We start from the raw sequence: 19,933 nt of genomic DNA, 5'->3' as shown, positions 1-19,933 counted from the left end.
GCCTGGCATGCAAACTACCGCTAATAATAAAAGAATACAGTCTGTTGATTTTCTCCGTGGCTTCGTTATGCTCATTATGGCCCTTGACCATGTTCGTGATTTTTTTCATGAAACAGCCATGACTGCCGACCCTACAGATATGAATACAACAACGCCTGTTTTGTTTTTTACCCGCTGGATTACCCATTTTTGTGCGCCAACCTTTGTATTTCTTTCCGGGCTTTCCGCATACTTGGCCGGCTTTAAAAAAACAAAGGTCCGGCAAAGTGGTTTTCTTATTAAAAGAGGCCTTTGGCTTATATTGGTAGAAATGGTGGTTATTACGTTTGGGCTTACATTCAACCCATTTTATAACTCCATTATTTTCCAGGTAATCTGGGCCATTGGTTTCAGCATGGTAATACTGGGCCTGCTCATACGCACATCCATGAAAGTAATTATAGCTGTTGGCGCCGCCCTGGTGCTGTGCCACAACATTTTTGATTTCTTTCCTGTTGCTAATGATAATGCGGGTGCTGTGCTGCTCAACAGCCTTATAAGCGGTGGCCCCAATTTTATCCCGTTTACAAGCAACAGGGGGCTGCTGGTTTTTTATACAGCGCTGCCGTGGACGGGCCTTATGCTGCTGGGTTATGCAATGGGCTTTTATTTTACGGCTTCCTTTTCGCAACAACAACGTAAAAAAATCCTGCTTAAATATGGGTTGCTGGTGGTGGCGTTTTTTGTAATAGTTCGCTTTATAAATGTTTATGGCGATCCCGCCCATTGGAGTACTCAAAAAAACGCTGTGTTCACTTTGCTCTCTTTTCTTAATACCACCAAGTATCCGCCGTCCCTGTTATATAGCTGCATGACTATCGGGCCGTCGTTGATAGTTCTTGCCTTAACGGAAAATATACAGGGCCGTTTTTCCAAAATAGTCAGCGTGTACGGCAAAGTGCCTTTCTTTTATTACCTCTTTCATTTTTACCTTATACATACGCTTTGCCTTATTTTCTTTTTCGCATCCGGTTATACCCTAAGCCAAAAAGTTGATCCGCAGCAAACCCTTTTCTGGTTCAGGCCGGCAAATTTTGGGTACAGCCTGCCCATTGTTTACCTAATATGGTTTTGTGTAATTGCTGTATTGTATTTTCCCTGCCGCTGGTTTGCCAGGTATAAGCAAACGCACACACAATGGTGGCTTAGTTATCTGTAAACAATGGATAATTTTTATGGGCCCGGCAGAGGAACAAGCATTAAGCATCCGTTGCGTCGCACTCTTGTACTGTAGGGTTCGCTACGCAGCTTTTCCCACAGGGTAAATAAATGGAATAATTATTATATCCTATTTGTGCAGCAGGGTTTTTGGTACTTGCGTATAGAAAATTGTGGATATATCACAATATTGTCTCAGATGTTTTAATATAGATAAGTACTGCTGCAACACATGCTGCCGACAATAAAAACAGTAAAATTGTTTTGGTTGCCTCATTGTTTTTTTCGGTTATTACGTAGGTTTTACTCCATGTGTCGTGCCACAAATATGTAAAACCGGATAATGCCTCAAAGGGAATGGCTCGTATAAGTGTACGTAAAATAATAGTTTTAAGGGAAGGCTTTTTGTCGTTTTCATCTATTACTTTAGACCCAGTCAGCAACTTACCAGGTGTTGTTCCAAAAAGAGACTCAAAAAAAAGGTAATAAATAGACGTGGAGGTTACAATAGTAAGGAATAATAAACTCCGTTCTCCTATTGAATTGTTAGAAGAATCTTGTAAATCTAATACCAAATAAAGAAATATTGGCCAGCAAGTAAAAAAAGCGAGTACCGTATCTATAATAAAATGTGCAAAACGCTGCCACCTCGTTGTATCAACATAATGGTTTGATGGCATGTTGTTTGGTTCTTCTGTATCAGCCGGTATTACTGGCTTAATTTTAAAAAAACTCAGTATTTTCCACGAAAGCCATCCCCAACCAACCATTTTTAATAAACTGAATATCATCAGGAAATAGTGTTGGTCATTAAATACTGGATTTATTACCCCCGTGACTTTATAAATAAGGACAATTATATCAACAACACTGTACATAATGATGCAGGAAAAACAGAATTTAAGAATTTTAAATGATTTGTACTGGCTAATTTGATAAGTAAAACTTCCTATAAGTAACAAAAAGTAGAACCATAGGCTAAGGCTGCTAATACGCGTGTGCGTCGTTGTACAAATGTAATCCAATCCAAATGATGCGAGAAATCTAATATCGATAGGAGTTGCCAAAAAATCAAGGAAGGATGCTATCGTTAATTCGCTCGGGGAATACAGTTTAATGAATAATGATGTAATGCTTAAAATTAACCAGGCTAAAGAAACGAGCATTGAAAAGAGGAAAATAAACTTTGGAGAAATAATTTTTTTCAAAACGGGGAATTTAATGATTTTGAAACTTAGAGAAACAGGCTTCAGTTTTATAAAAAGAAATTATAGATAAAAAGCAACTGGTTACAATTTTGTACCGACTATAAGGACTTTGATTTGCAATAGGGGGAACCTAAGCGATCGCATTTTAAGTTGCCAGGAAATTTGGAGAATCTTAAACATGAGCCTTGATGTAAAATAGTTGCAAAGCTGTGGATATTTGTGCTCACTAACTGGACTTCTACTTTTGACATAGGATATGGTTTATTGAGTTAATAATTTCGGGAATAATAAAGGTAAAACTATATCCGTTAGTGAAAAATGAAAAAGAGCTTAAACCTCAATCAAGTTTAGGAGATACAATCTTATAAGTTGAGCCATGTACTTACTGGCGATACATTGTATCTTAGTTTAGATTTACAGTAAATTGAAAAAATCATAGTTTCAAATAGCCTGCAATCGTATATAACTTTAAAACTTATGATATTGTGAATTGGCGGTCTATATATTTAGATATTATTATTGCTTATTCCGTAATGGAAGTAAAGTGTTTTCTCTTGGCAATAGTGGTCTTTTTTTCAAATCCCTTTTGTAAATTTGAACCATGTCTGTTTTGCTCAACAAGCCCAAAACAATGGTAGATATCTACAGGCTATTACCTGAGGGCACCCCTATTGAAGTAATCCGTAACCGTTTTTATATGAGCCCGTCCCCCAATCTTCAACACTTTGAAGTGCTTGATAAAATTGTTGATGCCTTAAAACAAGAAGTAAAAAAGCAGAAATCCGGCAAGGTAATGTACGCCCCGGTTGATGTTTTTCTTGGCGATAACAATGCCGTTCAGCCGGATGTTTTCTTTATTTCCAAAGAAAACGAAAAACTTATCAATGCCGATGGTGTTTACGGCGCACCGGATATTGTTGTTGAAGTGCTTTCTCCCAAAAACAAAAATGACGACCTGGTTAAAAAGAAAGCCGAATATGAAAAATTTGGTGTTAAGGAATACTTTATCGTAGAGCCTTCTGATAAGTCTGTTATTACTTATTATCTCCAGGATGAAAAATACATTGAACAACGAAGGACCAGCAATAGGCTCGTAAGTAAGGTGCTCAAAAAAAGCCTGGCGTTTTAGGGCAATACAGAAACAGCTATTGCCTGCTTACCTGTTTAGTATCCCTTTTGTAAATTTGAACCATGTCTGTTTTGCTCAACAAGCCCAAAACAATGGTAGATATCTACAGGCTATTGCCTGAGGGCACCCCTATTGAAGTAATCCGTAACCGTTTTTATATGAGCCCGTCCCCCAATTTCAATCATTTTGAAGTAGCCAAGAGCATCTTCAAAGCGCTTGATGCCTTTGCTGAAGAAAATAATGCCGGAACAGTATGTTATGCCCCGGTTGATGTTTTTCTTGGCGATAACAATGCTGTTCAGCCGGATGTTTTCTTTATTTCCAAAGAAAACCAAAATCTAATCAATGCCGATGGTGTTTACGGCGCACCGGATATTGTTGTTGAGGTTTTGTTGCCCAAGAACAAGAATGCCGACCTGGTTAAAAAGAAAGCCGAATATGAAAAATTTGGCGTTAAGGAATACTTTATCGTAGAGCCTTCTGACAAAGCTGTTATCACCTATTATTTACAGGGCGAAAAGTATATAGAAAAAAAAAGCTACTGGCCGGCTGGCAAGCAAACTGTTGAAGAAAACATTCCGCTTTTAGCTGGAGCTATGGTTTGGCCTGCCTCATTCTTTTGGGGCCGTACCATAGCCAAAAACCTGTTATGGTAAACACAAGCAGGGCCAGGCCCATAACTGATGTATAAAACAGTTTTATTTCACCATTCTGCGTGCCGGTGTAAAAATCAAGGATGGAGCCGTCGTGTATTTTTTCAATGTAGTCCGAAGTACGGGTTTCAATAAACAACAGGTTGCCTGTAGCGCCATCCAGTTGCAGGCCGTGAAAATGGTGGGCGAAAATAAACTTTACCATGCCTTTGTCCTGCCTTACATCAATGCGGTCAAGTTCTGGCGATAAGTCCGGCGATACAGAATCCCGCAATATCCTGCAGGCTATCTTGTGCAGGCTGTCAATAGGCAGCCAGTCTTTCAAATCAGCAGAGCTGCCTTTATAGGATTTTGCCTGCAGCAACCCGCCTGAGTTTTTCTTCCAGCCAAGCAACAGCCCACTGATAGCGACAATAAAAAAGAATACAAACAACAAAGCCCCGGTTGTTCTGTGCACTTTCCGGAAAATGCGTAATACCCTGGCCTGCTTTTGCCTGTTCGGGCTGGTGTTTTTCATTGCCGTTAAAAGTAAAATATTTCGTAGCAGGGCAACTTTGGCCTGGTTGCTAATTTGGGGCAGCAGTAAAAAAAGTGGATTTTATGTTGTTGTGCAGGAATAATCACGCTTTGTAATGAGCTATTTCATAAAAGCGTAGACTGCAAAAATGCAGCAGGCTGCACCTTCGGGTGAGGGATTGAAACGGAAACCCCGCTGAAGCATTTGTGCGGCGGCTTATGTGGCGGAGTTGCAGTGAAAAGCCCGGCCCGAGGTACGAGGGACACCCCCAAAAATTCTTTCTATTTCAGCAAGCCTTTTATTTCGTTCAGTTTCATTAAGGCCTCTACAGGGGTTAAGCGGTTGATATCAATGCTGGTAAGCATCTGCCTTATTTCATCAAAGGTTTCGCTGTGCGCATCGAATATGGAAAGCTGCATTTGCGGTGCTGACAATTTTTTTACGGATTGTTTGGTATCCCTTATTTCCGGCCCCGATGCCCTAACGTCTTTTTGGCTTTCGGGCTTCTCCTCATCCACATGTTTTTCTTCCAGTTGTTTTAGTATGTCGTTGGCACGTTCAATCAGTTCAGGCGGCATGCCGGCCATTTTGGCTACATGAATACCAAAGCTGTGTGTGCTGCCGCCGGGCGCCAGCTTGCGCAGAAAGATAATTTTATTGGCCACCTCTTTGTTGGTAACATGGTAATTCTTAACGCCGGGCAATTTATTCTCCAACTCGTTAAGTTCGTGGTAATGTGTGGCAAACAGGGTTTTTGGCGCAGAAGGGGAGGAGTGCAGGAACTCCACAATGCTCCACGCAATGGAAATACCGTCGTAGGTAGATGTGCCGCGGCCAATTTCATCCAGCAGTATCAGGCTACGTTGGGAGATATTGTTAATAATGCTGGCGGTTTCGTTCATTTCAACCATAAAAGTGCTTTCTCCGCCGCTTAGGTTATCACTGGCGCCAACGCGGGTGAAAATCTTGTCCGTCAGCGGAACCCGGGCCGTATCCGCCGGCACAAAGCTGCCCATGTGCGCCATTAGCGTTATCAGCGCGGTTTGCCGCAATATGGCGCTTTTACCGCTCATGTTGGGGCCTGTTAAAATAATTACCTGTTGCTCGCCCGGGTTAAGATAAATATCATTGGAAATATAGGCTTCGCCAACGGGCAGGTTTCTTTCTATAACAGGGTGGCGGCTGCCTTTAAAATCAAGTTCAAGGCCTTCGTGAACATCAGGTTTCTTGTAATTGTATTGCAGGGCATTGGCGGCAAAACAAAGCAGGCAGTCCAGCGTTGCCAGCACGTTGCCGTTTACCTGTATGGGGGCAATATAATCCTGCAGTTCCAGCAAAAGCTTGTCATACAGGTCAAGCTCAATAGCCATTATCTTGTCTTCAGCACCGGTTATCTTCTCTTCGTACTCTTTCAGTTCCGGTGTAATATAGCGTTCCGCATTGGCCAGCGTTTGCTTGCGCATCCATTCTGCCGGCACTTTTGATTTATGCGAATTGGTTACTTCCAGGTAATAACCAAAAACATTGTTGAAGCTTATTTTTAGGGAACTGATGCCCGTTTTCTCGGCCTCTCTTTGTTGAATACTCACCAGGTACTCCTTGCCGCCGCTGGCAATAGAACGCAGCTCATCCAGCCCGTTGTGAATGCCGGCCTTTATAGCCCCGCCTTTGCTGGCTGCCACGGGCGGGTTTTCGGCAATTTCATTAATTATCTTTTCAGCAATGTAGTGGCAGCCATTCAGTGCATCTCCCAGGCGTTTCAGGTAATCATTTCCCGAAGCCAACGCCATCTGCCTGATTAGCTCTGTTTGTTGCAGGCCTTTGGCCAGGTGCAGTACCTCCCTCGGGTTTATTTTTTTGGTAGGTATCTTACTTACCAGCCGTTCAATATCGCCGCATTGTTTTATCAGGTGCTGTAGTTGCTTGCGGTGGTCAACCTCTTTAATAAAATACTCTGTAAGGCCAAGGCGCTCGTTTATTTTGCGCAGGTCTTTAAGCGGCAGCAGTACCCAGCGCCTGAGCATACGTGCACCCATCGGGCTCACGGTGTTGTCCAGCACTTTTAAAAGGTTGTTGCCGTTTTCATGGCCGGTACCCAGCAACTCAAGGTTGCGGATGGTAAAGCGGTCCATCCACAAAAAATCCTCTTTTTCCAGCCTTTGTATAGATGTAATATGTTGCAGGTTGGGGTGTTCCGTATCCTTCAGGTAGTGCAATACAGCGCCTGCTGATACAATGCCGCAGTGCATATTCTCAATGCCAAAACCTTTTAAGGAATGGGTTTGAAAGTGCTTCAGCAGGCTTTCGGCAGCAAAGGTTTCATCAAAAATCCAGCTCTCCAGGGTATAGGTGTAAAACTTAAGGCCAAATACCTCTTTAAAATGCTTTTGATAACTTCTTTGAAAAATAACTTCGGCAGGCTTAAGGCTTTGCAATAGTTTGTCAACATATTCCTGGTTGCCCTCTGCCACAAAAAATTCGCCGGTGGAGATATCAAGAAAAGAAACACCCAGTATATCTTCTGTAAAATGCACTGCAGCCAAAAAGTTGTTGCTGTTGTGTTCAAGCAATTTGTCGTTAGTGGCAACCCCCGGCGTAACCATTTCAGTAACGCCGCGTTTAACAATCCCTTTTACCTGTTTGGGGTCTTCCAGTTGGTCGCAAATGGCTACACGGTAACCCGCCTTAACAAGTTTGTGCAGATAAGTATCCAGCGCATGATGGGGGAAACCCGCCAGTTCGCTGCTGCTGGCGGCGCCGTTGTTCCGTTTAGTTAAAGTAATGCCCAGTACCTGCGAAGCAATGATGGCATCCTCGCCAAATGTTTCATAAAAATCGCCAACCCTGAACAGCAGCACCGCATCGGGATATTTTTGCTTGATGGCTTTGTGTTGCTGCATCAGCGGGGTTTCAGAAGCCGCTTTTGCCATAGTGGGCAAATATAACACATGCCCCCATGCGCTTAAGGCCTGTGGAAAAGTGGGGGATAGCGGGCGTGACAGCCTTGTTCTCCGGCGGTATATCAGAAGGTGCCGGTTTACTATTTTCTACGTTTATTTTTATGATACCAGCAACATAACTTTTGGGATCGTCCCTTGCGTCGCAATCCTTTCATCGTTCGGTTTTTCATGGCATCTTTTCAGACCCGGGTATAAAAAAAATAATTGAAGAGCCGGTTTCCGGCTCCATAGAAGCGGCATGTTAGCAGCAAAGCTGCCCAATGGGTTTTGCTAAATAAGGGAATGATGGAATTTTATAGCTGTTGTTTATGCTATGTGTCTGGCAGCAAAGCTGGCAGACACAGGCACCCTGCCCGAGGTCTGAAAAGCCGCCCAATGAACAGAACGATGAAGTGCTTGCGACGCAACGAAGTCGCCATGAAATACCGCAAGCTGGTATCATAATCTTCAACGGCATTAGTCGGTTAATTTGCCGTTTTACGGTTAAAGTGTCTAAACATTCTGCTTTTTTAAGCCGGTTTTCCACAATTGTGGGCAAAAACAACCTAAAATTGCATCTCAAAAGTCCGGAAAAGGGTAAAAAAATTTTAAAACTTTTCATTATTCGATTGCAAACTAATATCTTTGCGCTCCCAAAATTATGTCTAAACAGCCGCTGATTAAACAAGATGGTGTAATTCTCGAAGCATTGAGCAACGCAATGTTTAGGGTAAAACTGGAAAATGGCCATGAAATACTGGCTACCATTTCAGGAAAGATGAGAATGAATTACATCAGGATTTTACCGGGTGATAAAGTGGGTGTGGAGATGAGCCCTTACGACTTGTCAAGAGGAAGAATCATATTCAGGTATAAATAACAGCTTTGAGCTTTGAGCGACGAGCTTTGCAAAAAACAAAGGTTATGAAAGTTAGAGCATCTGTAAAAAAACGTAGCGCCGACTGCAAAATCGTTCGCAGAAAAGGCAAGCTGTATGTTATCAACAAAAAGAACCCACGCTTCAAACAGCGCCAGGGATAAAAACCGGCTTTGAGCATTTAGCTGCCAGCTATGAGTAAACAACTCAAAGCCCATGGCCAACATCTCAAAGCACACAAACAAAAACTACAAACTATAAATTAAGATATGGCTCGTATTGCCGGTATAGACTTACCAAAAAACAAAAGAGGCGAAATAGGCTTAACCTACATTTACGGTATTGGCCGTTCCACTGCTCAGTACATTCTTGACAAGGCTGAAATAGACCACAGCAAGAAAGTACACGAGTGGAATGATGCTGAACAGGCTGCCATCCGTAACATCATCACCAATGAATTTAAGGTAGAAGGCCAGTTGCGCAGTGAAGTACAGATGAGCATCAAGCGTTTGCTGGATATTGCCTGCTACCGCGGTTTACGCCATCGTAAAGGATTGCCGGTTCGTGGCCAGCGTACACGTACCAACAGCCGTACCAGGAAAGGTAAACGTAAAACAGTTGCCGGTAAAAAGAAGGCTCCTAAGAAATAGTAATATAGCCAAAGGGCAAATTCCAAATCCCGGTTTTCCGGAATTTGGAATTTGTTTTTTGGATTTTTTGTATAAAGCCGCCGGATAATTCTCTGCACACGCTTAGAAAGGAGGGGCTCGATTTTAGAAGATTACCTCAATTAATTTTATTATGGCAAAAGCTGCAAAAGCTCAAAACAGCGCAAAAGCCGCTGCGAAAAAAAGGATTGTAAAAGTAGACGCCTATGGCGATGCCCATATCAGCGCTACATTTAACAACGTAATCATCGCCCTTACCAACAAATCTGGCCAGGTTATCTCCTGGTCATCTGCAGGTAAAATGGGTTTCAGGGGCTCTAAGAAAAATACGCCCTATGCTGCACAGGTTGCTTCTCAAGACGCTGCGAAAGTAGCCGCAGAAGCAGGTTTGAAGAAAGTGGACGTATATGTTAAAGGTCCTGGCGCTGGCCGTGAAGGCGCTATCCGTTCTCTCTCTCAGAGCGGTATAGAAATAGTGATGATTAAAGACGTTACCCCGCTGCCTCACAATGGTTGCAGGCCTCCCAAGAAAAGAAGGGTATAACACAAATACGAGGTTTGAAATACGAAGTAATTTTGCAAAAAGTTCCTTCTTACTTTAAGCCTGGTTTACATTATACCAGGATGTGGGCTTATCATTTATATACTTCTACATTCTGTTTAACAAAAAAAGGGTGCAGTATTCATTTTAGATTTTTATAGATGCTGCATCGTCATTAAAAAATCACAACAAGATTAGATTATGGCACGTTACAATGGTCCCAAGACCAAAATTTCCAGGATTTTCGGAGAACCTATCCTGGGCAATGGCAAATGGCTGAACAAAAACAGCAATCCTCCCGGTCAGCATGGTGCTGCACGTAAACGTAAAAGCCTTGGCGAGTATGCCCTGCAGCTTCGTGAAAAACAGAAAGCCAAATACACTTACGGCGTTCTGGAAAAACAATTCCGCAACACATTCGTAGAAGCATCCCGTAAAAAAGGTGTAACCGGTGAAAATTTGATCAAATTGCTGGAAGCACGTTTGGATAACACTGTATTCCGTTTAGGTATTGCTCCTTCACGCCCAGCCGCACGCCAGTTGGTAAGTCACAAGCACGTTACTGTTAATGGCGATGTAGTAAACATTCCTTCTTACCAGTTACAGCCCGGCGATATCATTGGCCTGAAAGCCAAAAGCGAAGGCAACACTTCTTTAACCAGCCAGATACGCGGTAAAAACCCCAAGTTTAGCTGGTTAGACTGGAACGATACTGAAAAACAAGGTACATTTATTACTTACCCTGAAAGAGAAAGCGTTCCTGAAAACATTAAGGAACAACTGATTGTAGAGTTGTACAGTAAGTAATAATGCCAATGGCGGCAAGCCTTAGGTAAGTGTAGTCAAAATTTAATCCCTGGCTTCCACGGGGGCTCAGGGATAACAATATAAAAAACAAGGAATATAAAATGGCCATTTTAAACTTCCAGAAACCTGACAAAATCGTTTTACAGAAAGCAACTGATTTTGAAGGTCAATTCGAATTTCGCCCGCTTGAGCCAGGTTATGGCTTAACCATTGGCAATACTTTGCGCAGGGTATTGCTGAGCAGCCTTGAAGGTTATGCCATTACGGGTATGAAGATTGATGGCGTTGACCACGAATTTGCCACTATCAAAGGTGTTACGGAAGACGTAACCGAAATTATCCTTAACCTGAAACAGGTTAGGTTTAAGAAAAAAGTTGACCACGATGTGATCAACGAAAAAGTAAGCCTTAGCATTAAAGGCCGTACCGAGTTTACTGCCGGTATGCTGGGCGAAGCCTCTCAGAGCTTCGAGGTGATGAACCCCGAACTTGTTATCTGCACCATGGATACAACCGCTAAAATTGATGCGGAATTTACCGTAGCAAAAGGCCGTGGTTATGTACCCGCTGAAGAAAATAAACTGAAAGACGCACCATTTGGTTTTATTTCAATAGACTCTATCCATACACCTATTAAAAATGTGAAGTATGGTATTGAAAACTACCGTGTAGAACAAAGAACTGACTATGAAAAACTGGTTCTTGATGTTTCTACCGATGGTACCATCCACCCTGAAGATGCTGTTAAGCAAGCTTCCCGCATTTTGATTCAGCACCTGATGATCATCACCGATGAAAACATCACTTTCGACAGCAAAGAAGACAAGAAAGAAGATGTTGTTGATGAGCAGGTACTGCAGTTGCGTAAAGTGCTAAAGACACCGCTGGAAGACCTCGATCTTTCCGTACGTGCCTTTAACTGCCTGAAAGCAGCTAAGATCAACAGCTTGAGCGAGCTTGTACAATACGAACAGGAAGACCTGATGAAGTTCAGGAACTTCGGTCAGAAATCCCTGAGCGAAATTGAACAGGTATTAAGCGAAAGAGGCCTGCATTTCGGTATGGACCTCGGCAAATTAGGTTTAGACAATTTAGACTAAAGGCAGCGGGCCATTAGTTATGAGCCGTGAGTAAGAAACTCGCAGCACGTAGCTTCAAGCTCAAAGCTATTTTATAACAAGGTTTGTAATTCCTGGCACGGTGCAAACCATAAAACAACAGCCATGCGTCACGGAGACAAGATTAATAACCTGGGCCGTACAAAAGCCCACAGAGATGCCTTACTTTCAAACTTAGCCAGCCAGCTAATAGTGCACAAACGTATTGTTACTACATTGGCTAAAGCAAAGGCACTCAGAACTTATGTAGAGCCACTGGTTACCAAAACCAAAAAGAACGCCAGCCAAACAGAAATCATGCACCAGCACCGTGTAGTGTTTAGCTACCTACAGGATAAAGAAGCTGTGAAAGAACTGTTTACAGTAGTTGGCCCTAAAATAGCCAGCCGCCCCGGTGGTTATACCCGCATTATTAAATTGGGTATACGCCCTGGTGACAATGCTGAAAAAGCATTGATAGAACTGGTTGACTTCAACGAAGTATATGGCAAAACAGCCGTTAAAGCTGACGAGCCTGCTAAGAGGACACGCCGTAGCCGCGGTGCCGGCAAAAAAGCTGAAGCTGCTACTGCAGCAACAGCGGCCCCTGCTATCAGCGAAGCGGAAGTAGTGGAAGAAACAAAAACAGAAGCCCCTTCTTCTACTGAAGAAAAAGCGGCAGAATAAACTGTTTAAACCAGCCTTAAAAGGCAACAAAATAACAAAGGGCAAAACCGGCAGGTTTTGCCCTTTTTGCTTGCTGTAACTTAACTGAAATTATTCAGGGCGCCTGCCGAAGGCACCGGGCTTTCCGCTCATACTCCGGCACAAACCCCTGCTGCGATCGCCTCACCGGGGTATCCGCTTCAATCCCTGGCGCAGTGGTGACACAGATTCCCTTTACAACGCCTTCATGCGGTGGAAAACCCCACCATGGATACGCTTCGTAAAATATGAATAGCGGTTGCAAAACAATTACACAGTAGCATTACAAAGACATATATTTGAAGAGAGATAACATGCTGTATCAAAACAGGTTGCTATTGCGGATAATTGATAATAAACTCCCGGTACACAGTTGTCGCGTAACCCCATTTCCCGGCGCTTAATTACTATTGAACTATAAACTGTCAAGATTCATGAAAGCAAAAACAGGGTTTCTTTTATCGCTGATGATGTTATTAGAGTATTTTATCTGGGGAGCATGGTATGTTACAATGGGCACTTACATGGGTGAAAACCTTAAGGCCAGTGGAGTGGAAATAGGCGCAGCATACAGCGCACTGGCCATTGCCACTATCATATCGCCTTTTTTTGTGGGCATGGTTGCAGACAGGTATTTTGCCGCACAGCGTATAATGGGTGTGTTACACCTGGTTGGGGCGGCCCTGTTGTTTCTTGCCACTACTATTGAAAGCAGCAGCACGTTTTATTGGGTAATATTATTTTACTCATTGTTGTACATGCCAACAATTGCCCTTAGCAACAGTGTTGCCTTTCACCAGATGACAGACCCGGGCAAGCAATTTCCCTGGATACGGGTATTTGGAACAGTGGGTTGGATAGTTGCAGGTGTTTTGATAGGACAGTTGGGTATCGAAAAAACGTCCTCAACTTTTTATATGGCAGCCGGGGCATCTGGTTTGTTGGGCCTGGTTAGCTTCATATTGCCCAACACGCCTCCAAAAGCAAACGCCGGCGATGCTTCTGCATCCAAAGCATTGGGCACAGAAGCTTTTGTATTGTTTAAAAATAAGCCCTACCTCATTTTCTTTATAGCTGCCATACTGGTGTGCATACCACTATCTTTTTATTATGGGTTTGCCAACCCCTTTTTAAATGAGCTTAAGGTAGAAAACGCAGCTACTAAAATGACGCTGGGCCAGTTTTCAGAAGCGATATTTATCCTGGCGATTCCTTTCCTGTTTAACCGGATTGGCGTAAAGAACATGCTGCTGATGGGTATGACAGCATGGATACTGCGGTATGTTTGCTTTGCTTACGGTAACACCGGTGATAATATGTGGATGCTGTATGCCGGTATAGCCTTACACGGGGTATGTTACGATTTCTTTTTTGTTACCGGTTACATGTACACAGAAAAGAAAGCAGGAGAGAAAATCAAGAATGCCGCCCAGGGTTTGTTCACTTTTGCCACTTACGGCGTAGGCATGGTGATTGGTACCTGGTTTTCCGGGATTATTGTTGACAAATACAAGATTGCCGAAGGGCAGCACAACTGGTTGGGAATATGGTTTGTACCCGCTTATATTGCTGTAGGCGTGTTGATATATTTTGCACTTTTTTTTAAAGAAAAGAAGCAGCTTAATCAAGCTACTGCTTAACAATAACTTTTCAACAAAGCTCATCTAATACTTGCCATTAACTCTAATACATTATACCATGAAAAGAATTGCTATGCTGGGTTCCGGTTTTATTGGGCGTTTTTATGCGGATGCGCTGCACGGTTACAGGAGTAAAGACAGGATCATAAGCATCTATGCACGAAGGGAAGAAAGCGCCAAAAAATTTGCCGCGGATTATGGCTGCGAACACTGGACAACTTCTATGGAAGAGGCCGTCGCCCATCCTGATGTGGATGTGGTTTGTATAGCCCTGCCTAACAATGTTCACGAAGAAGCGGTGCTGTTGTGCTGCAAACATAAAAAAGCCGTTATTACCACGAAACCGCTTGGACGTAATGCTGCCGAAGCAAAACGCATGCTGCTGGCCGTGGAAGAGGCCGGTATTTTCAATGGTTACCTGGAAGATCTGGTATATACCCCTAAGTTTATCAAAGCCTTTGAAAGCGTTAAAAACGGCGCAATCGGCAGGGTGTTATGGGCTAAGTCGAGGGAAACGCACCCAGGCCCGCACAGCGACTGGTTCTGGAACATAGAGCAAGCCGGCGGTGGCTGTATACTTGACCTGGGCTGCCACTGTGTTGAAATAACCCGTAGCTACATAGGTAAAGACATTAAGCCCGTTGAAGTGATGTGCTGGGCTGATACACAAGTGAAACCAATAGATGCGGAAGACCATTCCATCGGATTGATAAAATATGAAAACGGGGCCATCGCCCAGTTTGAGGTAAGCTGGACATTCCGGGGTGGGCTTGACCTACGTGACGAGGTAATGGGTACCGAAGGCACCATTTGGATTAACAGCTTTTTGCGTACCGGCTTTGAAATGTTTACATCCGGAAAGGGTGCCGACTATGTTGCCGAGAAAGCGGAGAGCAATACGGGCTGGTTGTTTCCGGTGGGGGATGAACTGAACGAGTTAGGTTATAACCACATGTTTATGGACATGTTCAACAGTATGGAAAAAGGTGTTGACCCCAAGGAAACCTTTTACGATGGCTACGTGGTAAACGCTGTTTTGGATGCGGCTTACAAAAGTGCCAAAACCAAACAATGGGAACCTGTTCAACTGGATATATGGCGTGGCAAAGAGGGGCTTACCAAAGAAAGCCACCTTACAGAATATGATGCGGATCATTACCTGGTAAAGGAAGAGCTGACCCATTACGGCGCCAAAAAAGTAATCATCAAAAACAAACAGACTGGTAAAATTGAAGAGCGTGTACTGTCGTAGGTTAATAACATTTTACATTTCAAAAGGCGTTCCTGCAGGGCGCCTTTTGTTTTGATACGCATTACGCCACGAGCAGTGGGTGAATGATCAGCCTGTGTCACCACCGCGCCAGGGATTGAAGCGGATACCCCGGTGAGGCCATCGCAGCAGGGCTTTTGTGCCGGAGTATGAGCGGAAAGCCCAGTGCCTTCGGCAGGCGCCCTGATAGTTTTTGTTACCCTTTATTTATCCAGCGCACTTATTAAATGATGCTTGCCTTTAAGCATGAACTCCTTGCTTTGTTCGATGGCGTGCATAACCTGCTCCAAAATTTCTTCGGCAGAATGAGAGTAATCTATAGCCATTGGCGGCTTAAAACGGATGGACAACAACGAACCCGTTTTTTTAAAGGTAAGGCCGCGTTTGGTAAACGCACGCCAGAAACCGTTGATAACAACAGGTATAACTATTGGCTGCAAATTTTTGATGATATAGGCAGTGCCTTTGCGGCCCGGCGCAAAAGGCTTGGTGGTGCCCTGCGGAAAGGTAATAACCCAGCTTGATTTTAAAGCGTCTGTAATTTTGCGTGTGTCAGAAGGGTCAAGTCCGCGCCTTACTTCCTTGCCTTCCGCCCGCCAGGTACGTTTAACCGTTAATGCGCCGGCAAGTTTAAAAAAGCGGCTGATGAAACTTCCGTTCATGGTTTCTTCGGCTGCAACAAAATAGAGCCTGGTAAACGGGTTTAACAGGTAATATGGCAAACCCAAACGGTTGTTTTTACGCCACTTAACGGCGCAAAAAATATGTATGAACATAATTACATCCGCAAAGTAAGTCTGGTGGTTGCTTACGAACAGCACATTCTTTCTGGGCAACGATTTTATATGCTCCGTGCCCTCTATGCGTAACCTGTTTACAATGGCGAGGCCGGGGTATGTAATAGCGCCAACAATACCATAAACCAATGCACGTACAACCTTTATATGCTTCAAACGGTCAGTAAATTTTTTCATTGTAGAAAGCTTAAAAAAGCATTGCGTTGCAAAATAAGCATTGTCAATATAATGTTAAGATAAACCCCTGTATTTTTTGTACTTATGTAATTACAATCTTTGCCACATCCTTGTTTAAAACGTATAATTTTATGAAGAAGATTTTAGTAACCATGTTAACAGCAACTGCCATGTTAGTAGCTACAGCACAGGAAAATACAGGCGCCGCTAAACAAAAAACCATTAACGTTACCGGCGTTGCCGATATGGAAATTATACCCGATGAAATATATGTGCAGGTAACCTTGCAGGAGTATGATAAAAAAGGAGCGGGAAAAATATCCATAGAAGCCATTAAGAATAATTTTTTGGCTGCCTGCAAAAGTATCGGGCTTACTGAAAATGAGATAAGCGTTCAAAGTTATTCAGGCTACGATAACAACTATTGGTGGTATAAAAAAAGAAAAAAAGAAAACCCGGATATGAAGGCTAACATCACTTACTCCATTAAGCTTGCTTCTACCAAAAAGATGGATGAACTGGTTGAAAAACTGGATGATGAAGCCACGCAGAGTTTCAACATCAGTAAGGTTTCTCACAGCAAAATGGATGAGCTGAAAAAACAGCTTAAGATACAGGCCATAAAAGCGGCAAAAGAAAAAGCAACGTACCTGGCAGCGGCTATTGATGAGCAGGTTGGCGGCGCCATAGCCATTAACGATGCCAATGAAATTAACCAGGATTATCCACGTCCCATGTTGTACGACAACGTCAGGATGAAAATGGAAGCGGCCGATGCAGGTGCACCCATGAACGTGGATTTTAAAAAGATAAAACTACAGTTTGAAGTAAACGTGGTGTTTGCTTTAAAGTAAAAGAAATAAGCAGGAATAAAAAAGAGGGACGCATTAGCAGCCCTCTTTTTTTGTAATATTTTTTGGTGACCAGCCGCAGGTATTTCATGGGGACTTTGGTTGTGTCACTCACTTGTACGGTTGGTATTTCATGGCGGCTTTTCAGGCCCGTATAGCCCACATTAACTGCTAACAGTCTCGTTGTCGGTTTCGGCAATTTCGTGGAAAACCGTTTCGCTAAAGTGGCATAATTCATCCAGTAAACTGGAAAGTTCGCTGCCCTTTTCTGTGATGGAATACTCCACTTTTACAGGAATTTCATCAAAGGAGCGGCGCACGATAAGGGTGGCTTTTTCCAGCAGTTTCAACCTGTCGGATAACACGGCATCACTGATGTATTTAAGCTCCGTTCTAATGGCAGAGAACCTGTTGTGGCCCTCTTCTATGGCGAACAGTATGTCTGTTATCCAGCGCTTGCTTAACAAGTCCAGCATTTCATTCAAGGCACATTTTTCTTCCAGGAACGACTGGTTACGATAGTTGGTAGAGGTGAGTTTTCTTTCCGGCATCACACAATGGTTTTGTTAGCTATGTAAAAATTAAGTTGGGTAAAATAGAAAATAAAGTTTTGATTTGTATTTGCTGGCGTTACAGTTTCCAGCGGTCATTTTACGGTTGCCAAATTAACAATAACCTGATAATTTGAACTGCTAAATTCGGCCAATCATCTACTTATTAACAACCAAACGATTACTGTAAAATGCTTACCACAACAAAAATACCAAACAAATTTCGCAGCTTTCTAATGTTAATCACTGTTTGCCTGTTATTTCAGCTTACAGCCTTGGGTAAGGAATCAAAGAAATATTATTATCAATTAAAAATATACCACCTGGCCAGTGAACAACAGGAACAGCTTACGGAGCAATACCTGGAAAAAGCCTACTTGCCGGCACTGCACCGGGCAGGTATACCGCATGTGGGTGTATTTAAGCCCATTAAGAAAGACAGCGCAGAACGGCTGGTTTATGTATTTATACCTTTTTCATCCCTTGAAGAGTTTGACCAACTGGAAGAAAAGCTGGAGGTAGACAAGCAATACCTGGAAGATGGAAAAGATTACATTGCCGCACCACATAATAATGCCCCTTACAGGCGCATAGAGTCAATTTTAACCCGGGCATTCAGTGGTATGCCGCAACCGGCGGTGCCAGCGCTAACCGTTGCTAAAAAAGACCGTGTGTACGAAATGCGCAGTTACGAGGGGCCTACAGAAAAATACTATAAAGGCAAGGTGAAAATGTTTAATACGGGCGATGAAGTTGGCCTGTTTAAAAGGCTGGGTTTTAACGCGGTATTTTATGCTGAGGTAATTAGCGGCAGCCACATGCCTAACCTGATGTATATGACCACATTCAACAATATGGAACAGCGGGACCAGCTTTGGAAAGCTTTTTTTGAAGACGCTCAATGGAAAAAGCTGGTGGCGGATGAACAGTACAAAAACACAGTATCCAAATCCGATATATTTTTTCTGTACCCGGCCGAGTATTCAGATTATTAAGAAGCATGAATCGTCTATTCATCACCGCAAACAGTCCACATATCAAACGCATTTTATAAGGCTGTAGCTGCCGGGTAGGTTTGTAAAAAATAAAAAATTATGCAAACCTCTTCCCGGCAAGCTTATCTCGACTGGTTGCGCATCATGTCCATTTTCGGCGTTCTTGTTTTTCATTCAGCCATGGCTTTTGCCCATGGGGAGTGGTGGCATATTAAGAACAAAGAAACAAGTAACCTATTGCTGGAGTTCATTTTCTGGCTAAGCCGTTTCCGCATGCCGCTGTTGTTTTTTATATCCGGCACTGTCAGTTATTTTATGTTGCAGAAAAAAAGTGGCGCCGCCTTTGTGGGCCTGCGTTTCAGAAGGTTGCTGCTGCCGCTGCTGTTCGGTATGTTGCTGGTAGTTCCCCCACAAATTTACCTGGAGAGGGTTACCCAGGGTTTCCAGGGCAATTTCTTCGATTTTTATCCCCGCATTTTTACAGGTAAACCTTACCCCGAAGGCGATTTAAGCTGGCACCACCTGTGGTTTATTGCCTATCTTTTTGTGTACGATGTACTATTTACGCCCTTCTTTGTATTTGTAATGAGCCATAAGGGCCGGCAATTGCTGCAGCGCATTAACTGGATGGCAAGAGGCAAATGGGTATACCTGCTAACCGTGCCCGGCATATTGGTGTATACTTTTACTACGCTGCTCTTTCCACGCACCAACGACCTTATCCACGACTGGGGCAGCCTGCTTTACTGGCTTTCTTTCCTGCTGGTTGGCTTTGTTTGTATTGCGCACCCCCTTTTTATGGAGAGTCTTGAAAGAAACAGGCGTACTTCACTCGGTGCCGCTTTTATTACCATCATCGCTATCAATTATGTACGTTGGAACGGCCTGGAACCATGGGAGGTATTACAAAATTATCGCAGCGACTGGCGCACTTATGGCTATCTGTGCCTGCAGGTTGTTACCGCCTGGGCCTGGTTACTGGCGGCAGTAGGTTATGGAAAAAAATACCTTAACAAAACACACCGCTCCCTTAACTATATCAACCAGGCTGTTTATCCTTTTTACATCCTGCACCAAACAGTTATTGTAATTGTTGTGTATTATGTTGTACAGGTAAACGAAGGTGTAGGAATGAAGTACGCCTTTACTGTATTGGTTTCTTTTGCATTAACGCTGGGTATTTACCATCTCTTTATCAGGCCCTATAATTTAACCAGGTTCATGTTCGGAATGAAGCCTAAACAGCCAGTAAAAAAGCAGGCAGCCAACGAGGCCCAACCAGAACGAGACCTGCTGCAAACCGCTTAAATAACT

Annotated in this window: 20 protein-coding genes; 15 read left to right on the top strand and 5 right to left on the bottom strand. The window is 43.3% G+C overall.

The annotated features are described in order from the left end of the window. The first annotated feature begins 7 nt into the window (after positions 1 to 7). Positions 8 to 1,198 (top strand): acetyltransferase domain-containing protein, encoded by a 1,191-nt coding sequence (locus F0364_RS18375; RefSeq protein WP_153799270.1) that lies wholly within the window; start codon positions 8 to 10, stop codon positions 1,196 to 1,198. Positions 1,199 to 1,379: 181 nt separating this feature from the next. On the opposite strand, the gene F0364_RS18370 is transcribed toward F0364_RS18375, so the two are convergent. Then, positions 1,380 to 2,405: an RDD family protein gene (locus F0364_RS18370; protein ID WP_153799269.1), complete on the bottom strand. Its 1,026-nt coding sequence runs from the start codon at positions 2,403 to 2,405 to the stop codon at positions 1,380 to 1,382. 601 nt (positions 2,406 to 3,006) lie between these two features. Between F0364_RS18370 and F0364_RS18365 the strand changes: the two genes are divergently transcribed. Together F0364_RS18365 and F0364_RS18360 are read left to right on the top strand one after the other, a co-directional pair. Further along, complete coding sequence (locus F0364_RS18365; protein WP_153799268.1) at positions 3,007 to 3,534, top strand: Uma2 family endonuclease; 528 nt, start codon at positions 3,007 to 3,009, stop codon at positions 3,532 to 3,534. Between the two features lie 62 nt (positions 3,535 to 3,596). Continuing rightward, the gene (locus tag F0364_RS18360) at positions 3,597 to 4,190 is read left to right on the top strand and encodes a Uma2 family endonuclease (protein ID WP_153799267.1); all 594 of its coding nucleotides are present in this window, start codon (positions 3,597 to 3,599) and stop codon (positions 4,188 to 4,190) included. On the opposite strand, the gene F0364_RS18355 is transcribed toward F0364_RS18360, so the two are convergent. Beyond that, positions 4,129 to 4,704 (bottom strand): PepSY domain-containing protein, encoded by a 576-nt coding sequence (locus F0364_RS18355; RefSeq protein WP_153799266.1) that lies wholly within the window; start codon positions 4,702 to 4,704, stop codon positions 4,129 to 4,131. The two genes, F0364_RS18360 and F0364_RS18355, sit on opposite strands and share 62 nt — an antisense overlap. Positions 4,705 to 4,985: 281 nt before the next feature. Continuing rightward, positions 4,986 to 7,634 (bottom strand): DNA mismatch repair protein MutS, encoded by a 2,649-nt coding sequence (mutS, locus tag F0364_RS18350; protein ID WP_153799265.1) that lies wholly within the window; start codon positions 7,632 to 7,634, stop codon positions 4,986 to 4,988. 670 nt (positions 7,635 to 8,304) lie between these two features. On the opposite strand from mutS, the gene infA reads away from it, so the two are divergent. The 9 genes from infA to F0364_RS18305 all read left to right on the top strand — a co-directional run bounded on the left by infA (position 8,305) and on the right by F0364_RS18305 (position 15,230). Then, positions 8,305 to 8,523 carry a translation initiation factor IF-1 gene (gene infA / locus F0364_RS18345; protein ID WP_153799264.1) on the top strand — a complete coding sequence of 73 codons (219 nt, stop codon included), beginning with the start codon at positions 8,305 to 8,307 and terminating at the stop codon, positions 8,521 to 8,523. Between the two features lie 44 nt (positions 8,524 to 8,567). Further along, entirely contained in the window at positions 8,568 to 8,684 is a 117-nt protein-coding gene (gene ykgO, locus F0364_RS18340) for a type B 50S ribosomal protein L36 (RefSeq protein ID WP_153799263.1), read from the top strand. Positions 8,685 to 8,789: 105 nt separating this feature from the next. Then, positions 8,790 to 9,170: a 30S ribosomal protein S13 gene (gene rpsM, locus F0364_RS18335; RefSeq protein ID WP_153799262.1), complete on the top strand. Its 381-nt coding sequence runs from the start codon at positions 8,790 to 8,792 to the stop codon at positions 9,168 to 9,170. A gap of 151 nt (positions 9,171 to 9,321) precedes the next feature. Then, on the top strand, positions 9,322 to 9,732 hold the full coding sequence (gene rpsK, locus F0364_RS18330; RefSeq protein ID WP_153799261.1) for a 30S ribosomal protein S11: 411 nt from the start codon (positions 9,322 to 9,324) through the stop codon (positions 9,730 to 9,732). A gap of 198 nt (positions 9,733 to 9,930) precedes the next feature. Next, entirely contained in the window at positions 9,931 to 10,536 is a 606-nt protein-coding gene (rpsD, locus tag F0364_RS18325) for a 30S ribosomal protein S4 (RefSeq protein WP_153799260.1), read from the top strand. A 101-nt stretch (positions 10,537 to 10,637) separates the two neighbouring features. Continuing rightward, complete coding sequence (locus F0364_RS18320; protein ID WP_153799259.1) at positions 10,638 to 11,636, top strand: DNA-directed RNA polymerase subunit alpha; 999 nt, start codon at positions 10,638 to 10,640, stop codon at positions 11,634 to 11,636. A 123-nt stretch (positions 11,637 to 11,759) separates the two neighbouring features. Next, positions 11,760 to 12,320 (top strand): 50S ribosomal protein L17, encoded by a 561-nt coding sequence (gene rplQ, locus F0364_RS18315; protein WP_153799258.1) that lies wholly within the window; start codon positions 11,760 to 11,762, stop codon positions 12,318 to 12,320. A gap of 452 nt (positions 12,321 to 12,772) precedes the next feature. Continuing rightward, positions 12,773 to 13,978, top strand: coding sequence for a nucleoside permease (locus F0364_RS18310; RefSeq protein WP_153799257.1), 1,206 nt, complete (start codon positions 12,773 to 12,775; stop codon positions 13,976 to 13,978). 58 nt (positions 13,979 to 14,036) lie between these two features. Beyond that, complete coding sequence (locus tag F0364_RS18305; protein ID WP_153799256.1) at positions 14,037 to 15,230, top strand: Gfo/Idh/MocA family protein; 1,194 nt, start codon at positions 14,037 to 14,039, stop codon at positions 15,228 to 15,230. Positions 15,231 to 15,451: 221 nt separating this feature from the next. Here the strand turns inward: F0364_RS18305 and F0364_RS18300 are convergent, their stop codons facing one another. After that, a complete protein-coding gene (locus F0364_RS18300) occupies positions 15,452 to 16,222 on the bottom strand; it encodes a lysophospholipid acyltransferase family protein (protein ID WP_153799255.1) in 771 nt (256 codons plus the stop codon). Positions 16,223 to 16,353: 131 nt separating this feature from the next. Between F0364_RS18300 and F0364_RS18295 the strand changes: the two genes are divergently transcribed. After that, positions 16,354 to 17,076: an SIMPL domain-containing protein gene (locus tag F0364_RS18295; protein ID WP_153799254.1), complete on the top strand. Its 723-nt coding sequence runs from the start codon at positions 16,354 to 16,356 to the stop codon at positions 17,074 to 17,076. A gap of 161 nt (positions 17,077 to 17,237) precedes the next feature. Here the strand turns inward: F0364_RS18295 and F0364_RS18290 are convergent, their stop codons facing one another. After that, a complete protein-coding gene (locus F0364_RS18290; protein ID WP_153799253.1) occupies positions 17,238 to 17,624 on the bottom strand; it encodes a winged helix-turn-helix transcriptional regulator in 387 nt (128 codons plus the stop codon). 236 nt (positions 17,625 to 17,860) lie between these two features. On the opposite strand from F0364_RS18290, the gene F0364_RS18285 reads away from it, so the two are divergent. Both F0364_RS18285 and F0364_RS18280 read left to right on the top strand, forming a co-directional pair. Next, positions 17,861 to 18,619 (top strand): NIPSNAP family protein, encoded by a 759-nt coding sequence (locus F0364_RS18285; protein WP_153799252.1) that lies wholly within the window; start codon positions 17,861 to 17,863, stop codon positions 18,617 to 18,619. Between the two features lie 99 nt (positions 18,620 to 18,718). Next, positions 18,719 to 19,927, top strand: coding sequence for an acyltransferase family protein (locus F0364_RS18280; protein WP_153799251.1), 1,209 nt, complete (start codon positions 18,719 to 18,721; stop codon positions 19,925 to 19,927). Positions 19,928 to 19,933: the final 6 nt, after the last annotated feature.

Source organism: Foetidibacter luteolus (assembly GCF_009650435.1).
Lineage (GTDB): Bacteria > Bacteroidota > Bacteroidia > Chitinophagales > Chitinophagaceae > Foetidibacter > Foetidibacter luteolus.
Note: the sequence above shows the minus strand (reverse complement) of the source record. Positions and strands in the feature narration are given on the sequence as shown.